Here is a 14,545-nt window from a genome sequence, read left to right as displayed (position 1 = left end):
TTATGCTACCTCACCAGTTTTTCAAATTACTTTCCGACGAGACTCGAGTGCGTTGCTTGATGCTTATCATACGAGAGGAATGCCTTTCTGTAGGTGAACTGACGCAAGCGCTGCAAGAGAGCCAACCAAAAATATCACGTCACCTTGCTCAATTACGTTCTAGTGGCATCTTGATTGATGTGCGCCAAGGGCAATGGGTGTTCTATCGTCGTGCGGCTGACCTTCCGGGATGGATGAACAAATTGATTGATGACTTGGTGGCTTCAAACTGTTTAAAAACTGAGTACCAACAAGACATCGATAGACTTAACGCGATTCAGGCTCGTCCTGTTTGCTGCCAATAAACATAGAAAGAGACTCGATTATGACTATTAAAGTAGGGATTAACGGATTCGGCCGTATTGGTCGTCTTGCACTTCGCGCTGCATTCGACTGGCCAGAGTTGGAGTTTGTTTTGGTGAACGATGTTGCGGGTGATTGCCATACTCTGGCGCATTTACTTGAGTTCGATTCAGTTCAAGGTCGCTGGGATCACGAGGTTACGGCGGAAGGCGATGAGATGTTGATAGCAGGGCAGCATATCAAAACTACACGTGAGAAAGAGATTGATGCCGTAGATTGGTCAGGCTGTGACGTGGTGATTGAAGCGACCGGAGTACACCGTAAAATTGCATTTCTAAATCAATATCTTGCACAGGGCGTGAAGCGCGTTGTGGTTTCTGCGCCAGTGAAAGAAGAGGGGGTGGCGAATATTGTTGTGGGTGTGAATGATGAGATTTTTAATCCTGATCTACACCGTATTGTGACCGCTGCGTCATGCACAACCAACTGTATTGCACCGATCGTTAAAGTGATCCATGAAAAATTAGGTATTGAGCAATCGGCTTTTACCACTATTCATGACTTAACCAATACGCAAACCATTTTAGATGCGCCGCATAAAGATCTGCGTCGTGCACGTGCTTGTGGCATGAGTCTTATCCCCACGACAACTGGTTCTGCGACGGCGATTGTGGAAATCTTCCCTGAATTAGCAGGCAAGATTAATGGTCATGCAGTCCGCGTTCCTCTGGCGAATGCCTCACTAACCGATATCATTTTCGATGTGAAAAGCGATACGACAGCGGAAGAAGTGAATGCTTTACTGAAAGAAGCTTCGCAAGGTGAACTGCAAGGTATTCTAGGTTTTGAAGAACGCCCATTAGTTTCGATTGATTATAAAGGCGATCAACGTTCAACCATCGTGGATGCGCTCTCGACCATGGTTGTTGGTAAGCGCATGGTGAAGATCTACGCTTGGTATGACAATGAAATGGGTTACGCAACTCGCACGGCGGAGCTCGTTCGTACGGTCGGTTTAGCATAAGGAAACAATCATGACACATTCAGATTTAGCTCACCCAACATGGCAACTTGACGTTGCAGAAGGCGCACTGATCTTAACCCCTTGCCCGGGTACTAAAGATGCTTCTTTATATGAAAGCTTAGAACAACTGAAAGCGCAGGGCGTCGAAGCAATTGTGACGGCGTTGGATTATAAGGAACTAGCAGAGAAAAACGTTTCCCAGCTTGGATCGTTAACTCAAGAGCTTGGTATGCAGTGGTTTCAAATTGAAATCGAAGATGATTGCGCGCCAGACGGTAACTTTATGAGCAAATGGCAAGCAGCTTCTCCAGCATTGCAAGCGATTGTGGATAAAGGCGGCAAAGTGGCGATGCACTGTATGGGCGGTTCTGGCCGTACCGGTTTGCTTGCCGCGCATCTATTGCTTGAGCGTGATTGGGCATTGGATGAGATCGTTTCACAAGTTCAAGCCTTACGTCCTGGCGCATTTACTAAGCCAGTGCAAATTGCGTATATCGAGCAGGTTGCTCAAGGCGAATAACCGCTTGTAGGGCTTTTGGAACATGGGTAACCCAAAGCTCTTTTTAATAAATAAACAAGGTGAGTTATGTTTGCCAATCTAAGTAAAAGTGTTCGCCAATATATGTTGGTGACATTTAATTACTGGAACTTCACCGTCACGGATGGCGCCCTGCGAATGTTAGTGGTGCTTTATTTCCATGATTTGGGATACAGCACGCTAGAGATCGCTTCGCTATTTCTTTTCTATGAATTTTTCGGTGTCGTCACCAATTTGATTGGTGGTTGGTTGGGGGCAAGATTGGGTTTGAATAAAACCATGAACCTTGGCCTAGGGATGCAGATTGTAGCGTTAGTGATGCTTGCAGTACCCAATGCATGGTTAACCATCCCTTGGGTAATGCTGGCTCAAGCAATGTCCGGTATTGCCAAGGATCTTAATAAAATGAGCGCCAAAAGCTCAATTAAGAGTTTAGTCCCCGATGATCAGCAAGGCGCACTGTATAAGTGGATCGCCCTTTTGACAGGTTCAAAGAATGCACTGAAAGGTGTGGGCTTCTTTGTCGGTGGTTTACTGCTTTCGCTGGTGGGGTTCCAAGTCGCGGTCTTACTAATGGCAGGGTTACTTGGTTTGGTGTTGATTGGCAGCCTGTTTGGTTTAGAGCGCGATATGGGCAAAGCGAAAACTAAGCCGAAGTTTAGTCAGATTTTTTCTAAATCTGAACCGATCAATATTCTGTCTGCCGCACGAATGTTCTTGTTTGGTGCCCGTGATGTGTGGTTTGTGATTGCGTTGCCAATCTATTTAGGTAGCGTGTTTGGTTGGTCACACCTGTGGGTTGGTGGCTTCCTCGCATTGTGGGTGATTGCTTATGGCTTTGTTCAAGGCCTCGCGCCTAAGATTACCGGAAAAGCGCAAGGGCGAGTTCCTGATGGTAGTGCGGCTTTTGCTTGGGCTGCACTGCTGGCGGTGATCACTGCTGGTATTGCTTATGCAGTACAAATTGGTTGGCAGCCACAATTCGTGATTGTGGTGGGTTTGATGATTTTTGGTGCGGTTTTTGCCGTTAATTCATCACTGCATTCTTACCTGATAGTGAGCTATGCAAAAGGCGATGGCGTGTCATTGGACGTTGGTTTCTATTATATGGCTAATGCGATGGGACGTTTAATTGGTACCGTTCTTTCTGGGTGGGTATTCCAAATGGCAGGCTTGTCAGCGTGTCTTTGGGTCTCTTTTGCTTTCTTAGCCATCACTACGGTGATTTCAATAAAGCTACCGAAGCTGAACCCGGCTTCAGCCTAATCTGCTCGATTCGAGCATGCTTAGCATGGCTCCCTTACTAAAAGCTGACTAAACCGTAACGTATCTTTGGTTTAGTCAGCTTTTTTATTGCTATATTCAATAGCATAACCTTCCTATTTGATGATTTTATGAGAGAACGCGTTCGCTGTTTTGACCTTTTGCGCTGTGTTGCTGCGATTGCGGTTATTGCTATTCATGTTTTGGCACCATATCGCAACGAGTTAGGAGTGATCCCTTTTGACCAATGGGCAAGCGCGGTTTCGATAAACAGTATCAGTCGTTGGGCGGTGCCCGTCTTTATTTTGATCACTGGGGCGTTAATGCTCAGTGATAAGCGTGATTTTGAATTGGGTTACTACGTGAAAAGACGCTTGGGTAAGGTGTTAGTGCCTTTTCTCGTTTGGTCGCTGTTTTATGCCTATTTGTCGGGATGGTCATTGGCTGGCTTTGATGCTCAAGAGGCACTTAACGTTCTTGAACAAAGTCCATCACACGCGACTTACTACCACTTGGGCTTTTTCTACTATTTCATCCCACTCTATTTTGTTATCCCCTTCTTTCAGTGGGCAGTAAAACGAGGTCACGACGAAGCAATTTTTGCTTTTGTGGGTATATGGTTGCTCACCACTATGTTGTACCTATTTAAGATTGATGGCCCATGGAGTGCTCAAATGTGGCTATACAGCGGTTACTTACCGTTGGGATATTTGCTGTATAAGAAATTACCGCTCAATCCGCTGAGCGTGATGATTGCCACTTGGCTTGGGATCTTTGCCTTAATGCTCACGGTGTGGATGGTGATCGCAAATAGCGTTGAAGCGGGGCAGTACACGGTTGGTCGTTGGCTATCGTACAAAACGCTTAATGTTGTTTTAGCCGCGAGTATGGTCTTTGTTATCTGTCGATATTTGAGTGATAAGCTGTCTCAGCGCAGTTATGACGTGGTTGCGTTTATCAGCCAATATAGCTTGGGGATTTATCTGCTTCATCCGATTTTTTTATGGCCGATGAAAGCATTGGGTTGGCATCAAGGTAATCCGTTATGGGTAATCCCACTGTGGGTTCTGATCTGTGGCATTGGCGCGCTAGGATTAAGTTGGTTGTTAGCGCGCTCGAAAAAGACAGCGTGGTTATTGCCGTAGCATTAGTGCCGCAGGCTTAACGTTTCATGGCAAAGTGTAGAAACTTATCACCCTGATAGGTCAAAGTACCTTTATCTCCAGGATTAAGCGCTTGAAAGTAGTGAATACCCACTTGAAACTCACGCTTAGGGCCGATTTTGCCTTTCTGCACGTAGATCCAATACTCTTGATCGTCTTGGCCGGGCTGTGCTTCGTCGTTTGAGATAGCCTGTTTATCGAGTATCGTGACATTCACGGTTTGTTCTGGCGCATCTTCACCTTGCATGTGACGACGATAGAAATTAGTGAAGACCCAACCGGCAAGTAAGCCCAGTAGTGCAATAGCGAAATAAAGTGAAATTGGCATTAGTTCCTCCCCGTGAACTCAGTATGCATTCTAGCTACTTTTTCACAGGGATGTTGGCTATGCTCTGAGATATAAACCACATATTGTGGATGTGACAAATAGAACTTCGATCCACATCACAAGCTATTGATGATTTGCTCGTTAATCTAGCTAGGGATTAACCGATCGTTTGGTATTATTTTTATTGCAACTTGTTCATTTTGAACATAAATAGGAATTGGAGAGTGAAGTTAATTAACAGGGAGAGAATGGATGTCTGATATTGATAGTGTCGTAACTCGCACGCGAAAAATCGAGCATCTCCTGAGATCACAGTACCATGCCGAAGGGAAGGGTCTTCATCAGTTAATCACCAGCTGTGAAGAGCGCTTGCCTCACAATGTGGTTGGCAAGCTTCGCTACATTGCGACGATACGTAATAAAGTCGTGCATGAGTATGATTACAAGCTCGACAGTCGCCGTAAATTTCTGACGGTGTGTGATGAGTGTGAAAAAGAGCTGACGCCTAGAAGTAGCCGCTTTATTTGGCGGGTCGCTATCTCACTCATGACCTTAATCACGCTTGCTGCGATGCTGTTCTACTATGCGCATTGGGATGTATTATCTAACCATTTCTAGTAATCACGGGCGAAGTGGTTAAATTGGTAAGTCATGAACTATGACTGACTTTTCGGCATAAGTAGAAAAGTTAGCCGATTAACGCCTGTTTTCGCAGCTAAAATCAAAAAGGGACGCCATTGGCGTCCCTTTCTTTTTTTGTATTTGACTTAGTACATCATTGGCAGAGTCATTAGGCCAACGACAACGGCGATCATTACAAGTCCTTGTTTTTGTGAAGAAGTAATCATAACTCTGCTCCTTTGCTGTGATGTTAGTTACTATGCTTTACAGAATAGCAGGTTTTTGTTGGGTTGATCAAGTTAGATCTTGAAAATGCCCATAAAAAACAAATTTATGGTGTCGATTTTAGCGGTTTATGGGCGTTATAAGCTTGTTGTGCTGGTCGTTTTTTGAGTGCTTTTTTTATGCCACATAAGGAGGTTTTGGTTTTAAGTTGTTGTTTTTTATTGATTTAAAAATTGAACATAAAACGCTCAATAAGATATTGTCTATTTTTGATGTATTGGTGGTAATTGCTTGGCGTAGTTTTCATTTGTTTCTATTTCTCATTGGATGAGAGTCGTTTTTGAGATTAATTCTCACTAGTTGAAGGTGGTTTTAGCATTCTGAAAGGTGGAATTTATTTTATTGGTTCATCTTCGCTGTGGTTCTGATGCTGATTCAAAATTGTTTTAATGTAAGGTGTTGTTATTTAATTGGTTTTATATTGGTTCTTTAGTTTATCTTATTTTTGTGATGTTAAATTTTATGGTTTTTGTGCGTTGGGCTGTCTTTGATGGAGCAAGTAGCCTAATCAAGGCTATTTTTTGTCATGGCGGTGACAGATAAATAGCAAATGAACACTAAGTGGATGAATCGTAATCAAGATCCAACTTTTGTTCTTGGTTGGTAGACAATTTAAGCGTCGCGCCTAAACTGAGCCTTCGAATTAGATAGAGGTGTTGTTATGTGGAGCTGGCTTGCTGTCGCGTTATCTGGATTCATCACGAGTTCTGCCTGTGAAAGTCATCAACGCAAAACCGCAGTATTTTTTTCGGCTTTTTCACTGTTGCTGTTATTGGTCATGCTTTGGAGTCAAGATGGCTTGGTTGGGCAACTTGAGTGGTGGATATCACTCGGGCTAGTGATTTCTATGTTAGCGGATGGGCTGTACATTTCTAAGCGCAGTCAACGCATCTGTTTTGCTAGCTTTATTGCCGCTCAGCTTTGTTATAGCACCGCTTTTTGGCTACAGCTTTCCGGCCAAGTTGTGTGGTGGTTGGCGGCGATGTTGCTTGCAATGGGTATTGTGGCCTTTTTCTTACTATTACCAAAAATCGACCGACTTATTTTCCCTGTCGTGATCATGGGGATGGTCTTACTGCAATTGAATTGGGTCACTGGTGAGTTGTGGTTGTTGCAACACACTCATCAAGCCTTATTGGCCTTCTTAGGTAGCCTGTCATTAACCATTTCAGCCACGCTATTGGCTATTCACGATTATCGGCAGCCGCTTGTTGCCGGGCGCTATCTGATTTCGGCCAGCTATTTGCTTGCTCACAGCTTGATTGTGGCCTCATTCATTATCTAATGGGTTGATTGCAACGCTGTGCAACATTGAAGTCTCTGGGTTGATTGTTGAACACGGATTGTTGCCCTCATCCTTTTCCCTTATGCTTGGCGCCGATTTATAAAGACTAACTTCAATATAAAGGTGCTAAGCATGAGTAACGAAATCCACGCTCACAAAGTGTTAAATCTATTACGCGAAAAACCAATGACTAAGCAAGAGCTGAGTGATGCAGTGAGTGAGCAATTTGGCGAGCAGGCTCAGTTTCGTACCTGTAAGCAGGAAGGCTTTCAGTTTGATACCTTGTTCGACTTTTTCCTTCAGCGTGAAAAAATCATCGAAGTAGAGGGTAAATGGACAATTAATGTTGAGCGTGTTTGTGGACACTAATTCGTTATCTAATTAGATAAAAACACGACGAACAAAGCTTAAATAGAGCGAATCGTTAGGGAAGTCGCTATACTTCGCCGACTAAATTTTGGAGGGGAAGGAATGGAAATTTTGTCTGCAGCGACCATGCTGTTTTTAATTATGGATCCGCTGGGAAATTTACCCATTGTTCTGTCGATTCTTAAGCATTTGGATCCAAAACGTCGCCGTAAGGTGCTGATGCGTGAGCTCTGTTTTGCGCTAATGATTCTAATGTTGTTCTTGTTTGCCGGTAAGAGCATCATGAGCTTCTTACATGTACAACCGGAAACGTTGAGCATCTCAGGCGGCATTATCCTGTTCATCATTGCGATCAAGATGATTTTTCCGAGTGGTGGCAGCATTACAGGGTTGGCGGCAGGTGAAGAGCCATTCATTGTGCCTATGGCGATCCCAATGCTCGCTGGCCCGTCAGTGATTGCAGCTATCTTGTTGTTATCTAGCCAGTATCCAGATCAGTTGCTTGAGTTGTCGGCAGCGGTTTTACTGGCGTGGGGCGCGACGTTTTTTATCCTGATGTTCTATGGTTTCTTCCATCGCATTTTGGGTGAGCGCGGCTTAAAAGCCGTTGAGCGTTTGATGGGGTTACTGTTGGTGATGCTATCGACTCAAATGTTCCTTGATGGTGTAAAAAACTATCTGGCTTAGGCAAGTCAGTGGTGTCATACCGTGCTGTTATAAAAAACGCCGCTCTTTTGAGCGGCGTTTTGCTATCGATAGTTTAGAGATCTTGTTGCGATAATGACCGTAAGGAAATGCTTACATCATGTGCTTGCGACGAATGTCGAGCAAAGCAAAAATACCAAAAATAAGAATCGACCATCTTTCCCAACGACTCATTTTGACTTTGTCGCCAAAAGCACCAATGAAGATCAGCATTTGTAGACCGTGCATCATGAACAAAAATGCCGCCATAATATAAAGGGCAATCGCCGCTTTACCCGGGAAGGGCATGAAAATATTCAGCAGCAAAATAAACCACACAAAACCAATAGCGGCTTTGGCTAATAAAATTAATACCTTCATATCATGTCCTTATTCTGATTGGCGGTGGTAAAGGCGGAAGCTGACTTGTCCGGCTGTTTTCTCTCGGTGTAATTGCCAGCTCTCAGGTAAGCCTTCAATGGCTAATTCTTTTTCCGTTTCAATATAAATCATCGCGTCATCGGCTAACCAGCCATTTTGCTCTAACAGAACTACAGCTTCACTTAACAGACCCTTACGGAAAGGCGGATCGATGAATACGACGTGATGCGGATTTCCCGGTTGCTGTAAAAAGCTCAGCGCATCGGTATTTTTTGCCGAGATGTTGGTGGCTTTTAGCGCAGTAATATTTTGCTGTAACTGCTTAAAGGCGGCTGGATTTAATTCAATCAAGGTCACCATTTCTGCTTGGCGTGATGCTGCTTCAAATCCGAGGCCACCAGAGCCGGCAAAAAGATCCAAACATTTAGCTTGTGGTACATCTTGTGCTAACCAATTAAAGACGGTTTCTTTTACGCGGTCAGTAGTTGGTCGAAGCCCTTCAGCATCGTGTACAGGCAACTTTCGTCCACGCCATAAGCCGCTAATAATGCGAATAAAGCCGGTGGAAGGTTTTTTTTGTGATGTGTTTTGCTGGCGACGTCTTTGCATAGATTTTTTGACCGCGAATAAAGTGATACTATACCCAGTCGCTCAGCGATTACGCCTGAGTACAGCCAAATTTCATAGATGACAAAGTGTAACCTTAAATCACGCTTGGCGTAGAGACTTTTCACACTGTTGTCATGTTTCTTTTCCATCTTGCCAGAGGGTGGTGGAGAAGTTTGAGAGTTAATTAAGACAATCTAGGATAGCCCCAGATGACGGAAAAAAAGAAGCGTGGATTGCTCTCTTGGCTTGGTTTCGGTGACGAAGAGCAAGTTAAGCAACCCGCAGAAGAACAGCAGGTAGAACAACCACAGCCAGAAGTGGTTGAAGAACAACAAAACGATGCAGAGCAAGACATTGTTGCTCAACAAGTGGTCGAGGTTGAAACTCGCCCAGAAGCAGAAGCAGAAGCAGAAGCAGAAGCAGAAGCAGAAGCAGAACAGCCTGTGACGCCACGAGTGGTTGAACAGGAAAAACCAACGGAAAGTTTCTTTGCTCGCTTGAAGCGCAGCCTTGCGCGAACTAAAGCGAATATTGGCGCGGGTTTCTTTGGTTTGTTCAAAGGTAAGCAGATCGATGACGATTTGTTTGAAGAGTTGGAAGAGCAGTTATTGATCGCAGATGTCGGCATGGAAACCACCATGAAGATCATCAATAACTTAACTGAGAAAGCCAGCCGCCAAGATTTGAAAGATGGCGAAGCTTTATATGGTCTTCTTAAAGATGAAATGGCGGAGATCCTTTCACACGTTGAGAAGCCACTTGATGTTAATAATGGCAATACGCCATTTGTCATTCTAATGGTTGGTGTGAATGGTGTGGGTAAAACCACCACCATTGGTAAATTGGCTAAGCAGTTCCAAGCTGAAGGCAAAAAAGTGATGCTAGCTGCAGGGGATACGTTCCGTGCTGCGGCAGTTGAACAATTGCAAGTTTGGGGCGAGCGCAATGACGTTCCTGTGATTGCTCAGCATACTGGTGCTGACAGTGCATCAGTGATTTATGATGCGATTGAAGCGGCGAAAGCGCGTGGCTACGATGTGGTGATCGCTGATACTGCGGGTCGTTTACAAAACAAAGCCAACCTGATGGAAGAGTTGCGTAAGATTGTTCGAGTGATGAAGAAGATTGATGACTCTGCACCACATGAAGTGATGTTAACGCTTGATGCAGCGACGGGCCAAAATGCAATTAGCCAAGCCAAACTGTTTAGTGACGTCGCACCGTTAACCGGTATTACATTGACGAAACTTGATGGCACGGCAAAAGGTGGTGTGATCTTTGCGCTTGCCGATCAATTCCAAATTCCAATTCGCTATATTGGTGTTGGCGAAGGCATTGATGACTTGCGTCCGTTTGAGACACAAGAATTTATCGACGCATTATTTAGCCGAGAAGATTAACGAGCTGTTAGCGAGAGGAATGACGGGTGATTAAGTTTCAGCAAGTGAGTAAGGCTTATCGTGGTGGTCGACAAGCTCTGCAAAAAGTCGACTTCCATTTGCGTCGTGGCGAAATGGCGTTTTTAGGTGGGCACTCAGGTGCCGGTAAAAGTACCTTGCTTAAGTTGATTTGTGCGATTGAGCGACCAACGGATGGCAAGATCAGCTTTAACGGCCATGACATCACCCGAATTCCTGGTAAGGATATTCCTCTATTGCGTCGTAATATCGGCATTGTTTTCCAAGACCACCGTTTACTGATGGATCGTACCGTGTTTGATAACGTGGCACTGCCAATGCGAATTGAATCGATCTCGGAAAATGAAATTAAACGCCGTGTATCAGCGGCATTAGATAAAACCGGTTTGCTCGACAAGGCACGCTGCTTGCCAAGTCAATTGTCGGGCGGTGAACAACAACGTGTCGGTATTGCCCGTGCCGTTGTTAATCGTCCTACTCTGTTACTGGCTGATGAGCCGACTGGTAACTTAGATTCGGAACTCTCTAATCGCGTGTTGCGCTTATTGGAAGAGTTTAACCGTGCTGGGGTGACGATCTTACTCGCGACGCACGATGTCAATTTAGTCAATTCAAGACCGCAATATCGCCACATGGAGTTAAACCAAGGTTTCATGAGTGAGGTGGAAGATTATGGCCGCTAATACTCGTAATAAAAAAGCCACTCAAAAACATCAAGGTGTGGCACGCGATGGTTATTTTGCCATTCATTTTAAACAGGCCAAATCGTCACTTGCGGCACTGTGGTCACGACCGCTCGGTAATATTCTCACCTTGGCGGTGATCTCGATGGCACTGACCTTACCTGCCTCATTATATCTGCTAGGTAAGAACATTGCGGTGGCGACAACTAACGTTGCTGGCCCATCTCATGTGAGTGGCTATATTAAAGAGCAAACGCCTGAGCCACGCATCATGGTGCTGAAAGATGAGTTAGAAAGTCTGCCGGAAGTCGCTGAGGTTGACTATATTTCTCCGCAGCAAGGGCTGGATGATCTCAGCCAATACTCTGGTTTTGACCAAGCGATCTCACTGTTGGATGATTATGCTTTGCCTGGCGTATTAGTGATCACGCCTACCAGCGACGACAAACAAGCGGTGCAAGCGTTGGCGCAACGCGTGCGAGCAGAAGATGAAATCAGCGATGTACGTTTAGATGAAGATTGGTTTGCCCGCCTCGATGCGATCAAAAATCTGGTTGGCGGTATTGTAATGACATTGTCGGTATTGATGCTCGGTTCTGTATTTTTGATTGTCGGAAATACGTTACGTTTCAATGTACAAGCCAACAAAGATGAAATTCAAACCATGAAGCTGATTGGTGCAACAGATAGCTTTATTCTGCGTCCTTACCTCTATTCCGGTATGTGGTTTGGCCTACTGGGGTCGATAAGCGCTTGGATTCTTACCGCATTAATCACAATTCTGCTCAATAGCAGTGTTGAACAATTGGCGCTTCTGTATGATAGCCGCTTCCGATTAATCGGGTTGAGTTGGGATGAGTCCTTGCTGCTACTGATGTTAGGCACCTTCTTAGGTTGCTTAGCGGCGAAAGTATCAGCACAGCGTCATCTTAATGAAATTGAACCAGTCTAACCATTGGTTGTCCTATTTTTGCGTAAACTGAAACAAGAAAGTACACGCTACCGTATACTTTTTTGCTTGTATCGCCGTTTCGTTTATGCATAATAACTTCCCCCTGCTTGAAACCTGAGCATTTTAGGTCCAAGATTGACGGCGGAAAAAACACCTAATTCAGATCATAGATTGATGAGGAATTGAATGACTAACCAAGTGTATGCAATGGCTACAGTTTCCCAAGATAGCTTAGATAGCTACATTCGCTCAGTGAACAGCTATCCAATGCTGACACCTGACGAAGAGCGTGGACTGGCTGAGCGTTTGCATTACAACAGCGAAATTGAAGCGGCGAAAGGGTTGATCCTTTCACATCTGCGCTTCGTTGTTCACGTCGCTCGCGGCTACTCAGGTTATGGTTTGCCGATGGCAGATCTAATTCAAGAAGGCAACATCGGTCTGATGAAGGCGGTTAAGCGTTTTAACCCGGAAGTCGGGGTGCGACTTGTCTCTTTCGCTGTGCACTGGATCAAAGCTGAAATACATGAGTATGTATTACGCAACTGGCGTATCGTGAAAGTGGCGACGACGAAGGCGCAACGTAAACTGTTCTTTAATCTACGTAAGTCGAAAAAACGTTTAGGTTGGTTCAATAACGGTGAAGTTGAAACGGTAGCACGTGAGCTTGGTGTTGAGCCCTCTGAAGTGCGCGAAATGGAATCTCGTCTCGCGGCGCAGGATCCTACGTTTGAATTCAGTGCTGATGATGATGACACCGGTACTTCAATTACCGCTCCGATGCTTTATCTTGAAGATAAAGCTTCCGATGTGGCGGAGAATGTTGAAGCGGCGAACTGGGAAGCACACACCAACAATCGTCTGAGCCTTGCCTTAGCTAGCTTGGATGAGCGCAGTCAAAATATCGTTCGCTCACGTTGGTTGGTAGACAATAAAGCGACGCTACAAGAACTTGCAGAAAACTACGGCGTATCAGCAGAGCGCATTCGCCAACTAGAAAAGAATGCGATGAAAAAACTGAAGTTAGCTGTCGGCGAAATGTAGTTTTTCCGTAATCGAATCCCGAAAACCGAGATCCCTTGATCTCGGTTTTTTTATATCTTGATCGCTTTGAGCGATCATTTTTTTATCATTTGCCTGTGGGTAACTCTGTGATGAAATTCTTGGTTAGGTGTCAGAAAGCAGGGTGAATAAAGGCTTGAAGGGGGAATTGTCATTGGGGATATTATTTGTTTTACACACAAAAAGATAAGGATCATCACTACATATTGTGGATCGAATTTAACTAAAGCACTTTATCAACGTAATCCACAAACTTATCCACAAATGGTGAAGAAGTGATCGTAAGTGGATAACCTTATTCCCATCGTGTACTTGTTGAGCACTGGATAGGTTACAATGGCAGCAGATAACAATGAGAGAAGATAGAGAAAGTAAATGGACCAGTTTCAACATATTGATGTAATCGCCGCGCAAGAATTACTGCTACAGGGTGAGGCGCGTTTGGTGGATATTCGCGATCCGCAATCTTTTGCGTTGGCGCATGCAAGTCAAGCTTTTCATCTGACTAATGACAGCATGCTGGGGTTTATGGATGAGGTTGAGTTTGAGCAACCTATCTTAGTGATGTGCTATCACGGCATCAGTAGCCAAGGTGCTGCGCAGTATTTAGTTAACCAAGGATTTGAGCAGGTGTATAGTGTTGATGGTGGCTTTGACGCTTGGCAACGAGCAAGCCTTCCGGTCGCAACCAACTAGGATAGATTATGATCAGACTGATTTCTTTAAACCAGCCGCGCATGGCACAGGCATTTATCGACTATATGGCTTCACGCCAGATAGATATTAAGTTAATGCCAGAAGGTGAGGGTCAGTTTGCTTTATGGCTGGTGGATGATCAGCATCAAGTCGAAGCCGAAGCGGAATTGAAGATGTTTCTGAGCGAGCCGAACGATACTAAGTATCAGGCGGCTTCATGGGATATGGCTGAAAGCCGAACTAACCATTTCCGCTATCACTCGCCAAGTATGATGAGCATGATAAAAGCCAAAGCAGGCCCACTTACACTGGCGATTATGGCAGCCTGTATCGGTATCTTTATTCTGCAACAATTTGGCGCAGGTCAGCCGGTTTTCGACGCTCTGCACTTTCCTGCTTTTGCTGGTCAAGAGTGGCAGGTATGGCGTTGGGTCAGCCACGCCTTATTGCATTTCTCAATCATGCACATCGCATTTAACTTATTGTGGTGGTGGCAGCTAGGTGGTGATATTGAGCAGCGATTAGGTAGCGGCAAGCTACTACAGTTATTTGTCTTTTCTGCAGCACTCTCCGGAATCGGTCAGTTTTGGGTTGAAGGAGCCAATTTCGGTGGCTTATCTGGCGTAGTATATGCGTTAGTTGGTTACATTTGGCTGCTGGGATACCGTGCCCCTGAGAAAGGTTTATTGATGCCCAAGCCATTGATTGGCTTTATGTTAGTGTGGTTAGTTTTAGGTTTTGTTCAGCCATTTATGGCGATTGCCAATACCGCCCATCTAGTAGGCTTGCTGGCTGGTGTAATGCTTGGCTGGTTTGACAGCCGGAAGGTATAAGAGTTTATC

At 44.9% G+C, this 14,545-nt stretch carries 18 protein-coding genes; 15 read left to right on the top strand and 3 right to left on the bottom strand.

The features are described 5' to 3' along the window. Positions 1–2 precede the first annotated feature (2 nt). The 5 genes from RH86_RS00170 to RH86_RS00150 all read left to right on the top strand — a co-directional run bounded on the left by RH86_RS00170 (position 3) and on the right by RH86_RS00150 (position 4,312). Positions 3–344 carry a metalloregulator ArsR/SmtB family transcription factor gene (locus tag RH86_RS00170; protein ID WP_009384171.1) on the top strand — a complete coding sequence of 114 codons (342 nt, stop codon included), beginning with the start codon at positions 3–5 and terminating at the stop codon, positions 342–344. A 20-nt stretch (positions 345–364) separates the two neighbouring features. Further along, positions 365–1,366 carry an ArsJ-associated glyceraldehyde-3-phosphate dehydrogenase gene (locus RH86_RS00165; protein WP_009384168.1) on the top strand — a complete coding sequence of 334 codons (1,002 nt, stop codon included), beginning with the start codon at positions 365–367 and terminating at the stop codon, positions 1,364–1,366. Positions 1,367–1,376: 10 nt separating this feature from the next. Next, entirely contained in the window at positions 1,377–1,886 is a 510-nt protein-coding gene (locus RH86_RS00160) for a cyclin-dependent kinase inhibitor 3 family protein (protein WP_009384166.1), read from the top strand. Positions 1,887–1,952: 66 nt separating this feature from the next. Then, positions 1,953–3,170, top strand: coding sequence for an organoarsenical effux MFS transporter ArsJ (arsJ, locus tag RH86_RS00155; protein WP_009384164.1), 1,218 nt, complete (start codon positions 1,953–1,955; stop codon positions 3,168–3,170). Positions 3,171–3,298: 128 nt separating this feature from the next. Next, positions 3,299–4,312 (top strand): acyltransferase, encoded by a 1,014-nt coding sequence (locus RH86_RS00150; RefSeq protein ID WP_009384162.1) that lies wholly within the window; start codon positions 3,299–3,301, stop codon positions 4,310–4,312. A gap of 16 nt (positions 4,313–4,328) precedes the next feature. Here RH86_RS00150 and RH86_RS00145 read toward each other — a convergent pair whose 3' ends face one another. Continuing rightward, entirely contained in the window at positions 4,329–4,658 is a 330-nt protein-coding gene (locus RH86_RS00145) for a DUF2500 domain-containing protein (protein WP_005600051.1), read from the bottom strand. Between the two features lie 252 nt (positions 4,659–4,910). On the opposite strand from RH86_RS00145, the gene RH86_RS00140 reads away from it, so the two are divergent. From RH86_RS00140 to RH86_RS00125, 4 genes are all read left to right on the top strand, one after another. Then, on the top strand, positions 4,911–5,276 hold the full coding sequence (locus RH86_RS00140) for a hypothetical protein (RefSeq protein WP_005600052.1): 366 nt from the start codon (positions 4,911–4,913) through the stop codon (positions 5,274–5,276). 949 nt (positions 5,277–6,225) lie between these two features. Continuing rightward, the gene (locus tag RH86_RS00135) at positions 6,226–6,849 is read left to right on the top strand and encodes a lysoplasmalogenase (RefSeq protein WP_005600056.1); all 624 of its coding nucleotides are present in this window, start codon (positions 6,226–6,228) and stop codon (positions 6,847–6,849) included. Positions 6,850–6,981: 132 nt separating this feature from the next. Continuing rightward, on the top strand, positions 6,982–7,218 hold the full coding sequence (locus tag RH86_RS00130; protein WP_009384158.1) for a YecH family metal-binding protein: 237 nt from the start codon (positions 6,982–6,984) through the stop codon (positions 7,216–7,218). A gap of 102 nt (positions 7,219–7,320) precedes the next feature. Further along, positions 7,321–7,905 carry a YhgN family NAAT transporter gene (locus RH86_RS00125; protein ID WP_005600059.1) on the top strand — a complete coding sequence of 195 codons (585 nt, stop codon included), beginning with the start codon at positions 7,321–7,323 and terminating at the stop codon, positions 7,903–7,905. 111 nt (positions 7,906–8,016) lie between these two features. Here the strand turns inward: RH86_RS00125 and RH86_RS00120 are convergent, their stop codons facing one another. Beyond that, on the bottom strand, positions 8,017–8,283 hold the full coding sequence (locus RH86_RS00120) for a DUF1145 domain-containing protein (RefSeq protein WP_005600061.1): 267 nt from the start codon (positions 8,281–8,283) through the stop codon (positions 8,017–8,019). A gap of 9 nt (positions 8,284–8,292) precedes the next feature. Beyond that, positions 8,293–8,892: a 16S rRNA (guanine(966)-N(2))-methyltransferase RsmD gene (gene rsmD, locus RH86_RS00115; RefSeq protein ID WP_009384153.1), complete on the bottom strand. Its 600-nt coding sequence runs from the start codon at positions 8,890–8,892 to the stop codon at positions 8,293–8,295. 209 nt (positions 8,893–9,101) lie between these two features. Between rsmD and ftsY the strand changes: the two genes are divergently transcribed. The 6 genes from ftsY to glpG all read left to right on the top strand — a co-directional run bounded on the left by ftsY (position 9,102) and on the right by glpG (position 14,536). Then, positions 9,102–10,292: a signal recognition particle-docking protein FtsY gene (gene ftsY, locus RH86_RS00110; RefSeq protein WP_009384151.1), complete on the top strand. Its 1,191-nt coding sequence runs from the start codon at positions 9,102–9,104 to the stop codon at positions 10,290–10,292. A gap of 26 nt (positions 10,293–10,318) precedes the next feature. Then, positions 10,319–10,993: a cell division ATP-binding protein FtsE gene (gene ftsE, locus RH86_RS00105; RefSeq protein ID WP_005599718.1), complete on the top strand. Its 675-nt coding sequence runs from the start codon at positions 10,319–10,321 to the stop codon at positions 10,991–10,993. Then, positions 10,983–11,945, top strand: coding sequence for a permease-like cell division protein FtsX (ftsX, locus tag RH86_RS00100; protein WP_009384149.1), 963 nt, complete (start codon positions 10,983–10,985; stop codon positions 11,943–11,945). The genes ftsE and ftsX overlap by 11 nt, the downstream gene beginning before the upstream one ends. 186 nt (positions 11,946–12,131) lie before the next feature. Then, positions 12,132–12,989 (top strand): RNA polymerase sigma factor RpoH, encoded by an 858-nt coding sequence (rpoH, locus tag RH86_RS00095; RefSeq protein ID WP_005599715.1) that lies wholly within the window; start codon positions 12,132–12,134, stop codon positions 12,987–12,989. Positions 12,990–13,382: 393 nt separating this feature from the next. Continuing rightward, positions 13,383–13,703, top strand: a complete 321-nt coding sequence (gene glpE / locus RH86_RS00090; RefSeq protein WP_009384146.1) for a thiosulfate sulfurtransferase GlpE — start codon at positions 13,383–13,385, stop codon at positions 13,701–13,703. Positions 13,704–13,711: 8 nt separating this feature from the next. Then, positions 13,712–14,536, top strand: a complete 825-nt coding sequence (glpG, locus tag RH86_RS00085) for a rhomboid family intramembrane serine protease GlpG (protein ID WP_009384144.1) — start codon at positions 13,712–13,714, stop codon at positions 14,534–14,536. Positions 14,537–14,545 lie beyond the last annotated feature (9 nt).

Origin of the sequence: Vibrio sp. N418, from assembly GCF_000222565.1 — a bacterium.
Lineage (GTDB): Bacteria > Pseudomonadota > Gammaproteobacteria > Enterobacterales > Vibrionaceae > Vibrio > Vibrio scophthalmi.
Note: the sequence above shows the minus strand (reverse complement) of the source record. Positions and strands in the feature narration are given on the sequence as shown.

Excerpts from the sequence above, each read along its gene's own strand:
- RH86_RS00165 (WP_009384168.1), top strand. The coding sequence starts at position 365 with ATGACTATTAAAGTAGGGATTAACGGATTCGGCCGTATTGGTCGTCTT.
- arsJ (WP_009384164.1), top strand. The coding sequence starts at position 1,953 with ATGTTTGCCAATCTAAGTAAAAGTGTTCGCCAATATATGTTGGTGACA.
- RH86_RS00145 (WP_005600051.1), bottom strand. The coding sequence starts at position 4,658 with ATGCCAATTTCACTTTATTTCGCTATTGCACTACTGGGCTTACTTGCC.
- RH86_RS00160 (WP_009384166.1), top strand. The coding sequence starts at position 1,377 with ATGACACATTCAGATTTAGCTCACCCAACATGGCAACTTGACGTTGCA.
- glpE (WP_009384146.1), top strand. The coding sequence starts at position 13,383 with ATGGACCAGTTTCAACATATTGATGTAATCGCCGCGCAAGAATTACTG.
- rsmD (WP_009384153.1), bottom strand. The coding sequence starts at position 8,892 with ATGCAAAGACGTCGCCAGCAAAACACATCACAAAAAAAACCTTCCACC.
- glpG (WP_009384144.1), top strand. The coding sequence starts at position 13,712 with ATGATCAGACTGATTTCTTTAAACCAGCCGCGCATGGCACAGGCATTT.
- RH86_RS00150 (WP_009384162.1), top strand. The coding sequence starts at position 3,299 with ATGAGAGAACGCGTTCGCTGTTTTGACCTTTTGCGCTGTGTTGCTGCG.
- ftsX (WP_009384149.1), top strand. The coding sequence starts at position 10,983 with ATGGCCGCTAATACTCGTAATAAAAAAGCCACTCAAAAACATCAAGGT.
- RH86_RS00120 (WP_005600061.1), bottom strand. The coding sequence starts at position 8,283 with ATGAAGGTATTAATTTTATTAGCCAAAGCCGCTATTGGTTTTGTGTGG.
- RH86_RS00135 (WP_005600056.1), top strand. The coding sequence starts at position 6,226 with ATGTGGAGCTGGCTTGCTGTCGCGTTATCTGGATTCATCACGAGTTCT.
- rpoH (WP_005599715.1), top strand. The coding sequence starts at position 12,132 with ATGACTAACCAAGTGTATGCAATGGCTACAGTTTCCCAAGATAGCTTA.
- ftsY (WP_009384151.1), top strand. The coding sequence starts at position 9,102 with ATGACGGAAAAAAAGAAGCGTGGATTGCTCTCTTGGCTTGGTTTCGGT.
- RH86_RS00140 (WP_005600052.1), top strand. The coding sequence starts at position 4,911 with ATGTCTGATATTGATAGTGTCGTAACTCGCACGCGAAAAATCGAGCAT.
- RH86_RS00170 (WP_009384171.1), top strand. The coding sequence starts at position 3 with ATGCTACCTCACCAGTTTTTCAAATTACTTTCCGACGAGACTCGAGTG.
- RH86_RS00125 (WP_005600059.1), top strand. The coding sequence starts at position 7,321 with ATGGAAATTTTGTCTGCAGCGACCATGCTGTTTTTAATTATGGATCCG.
- RH86_RS00130 (WP_009384158.1), top strand. The coding sequence starts at position 6,982 with ATGAGTAACGAAATCCACGCTCACAAAGTGTTAAATCTATTACGCGAA.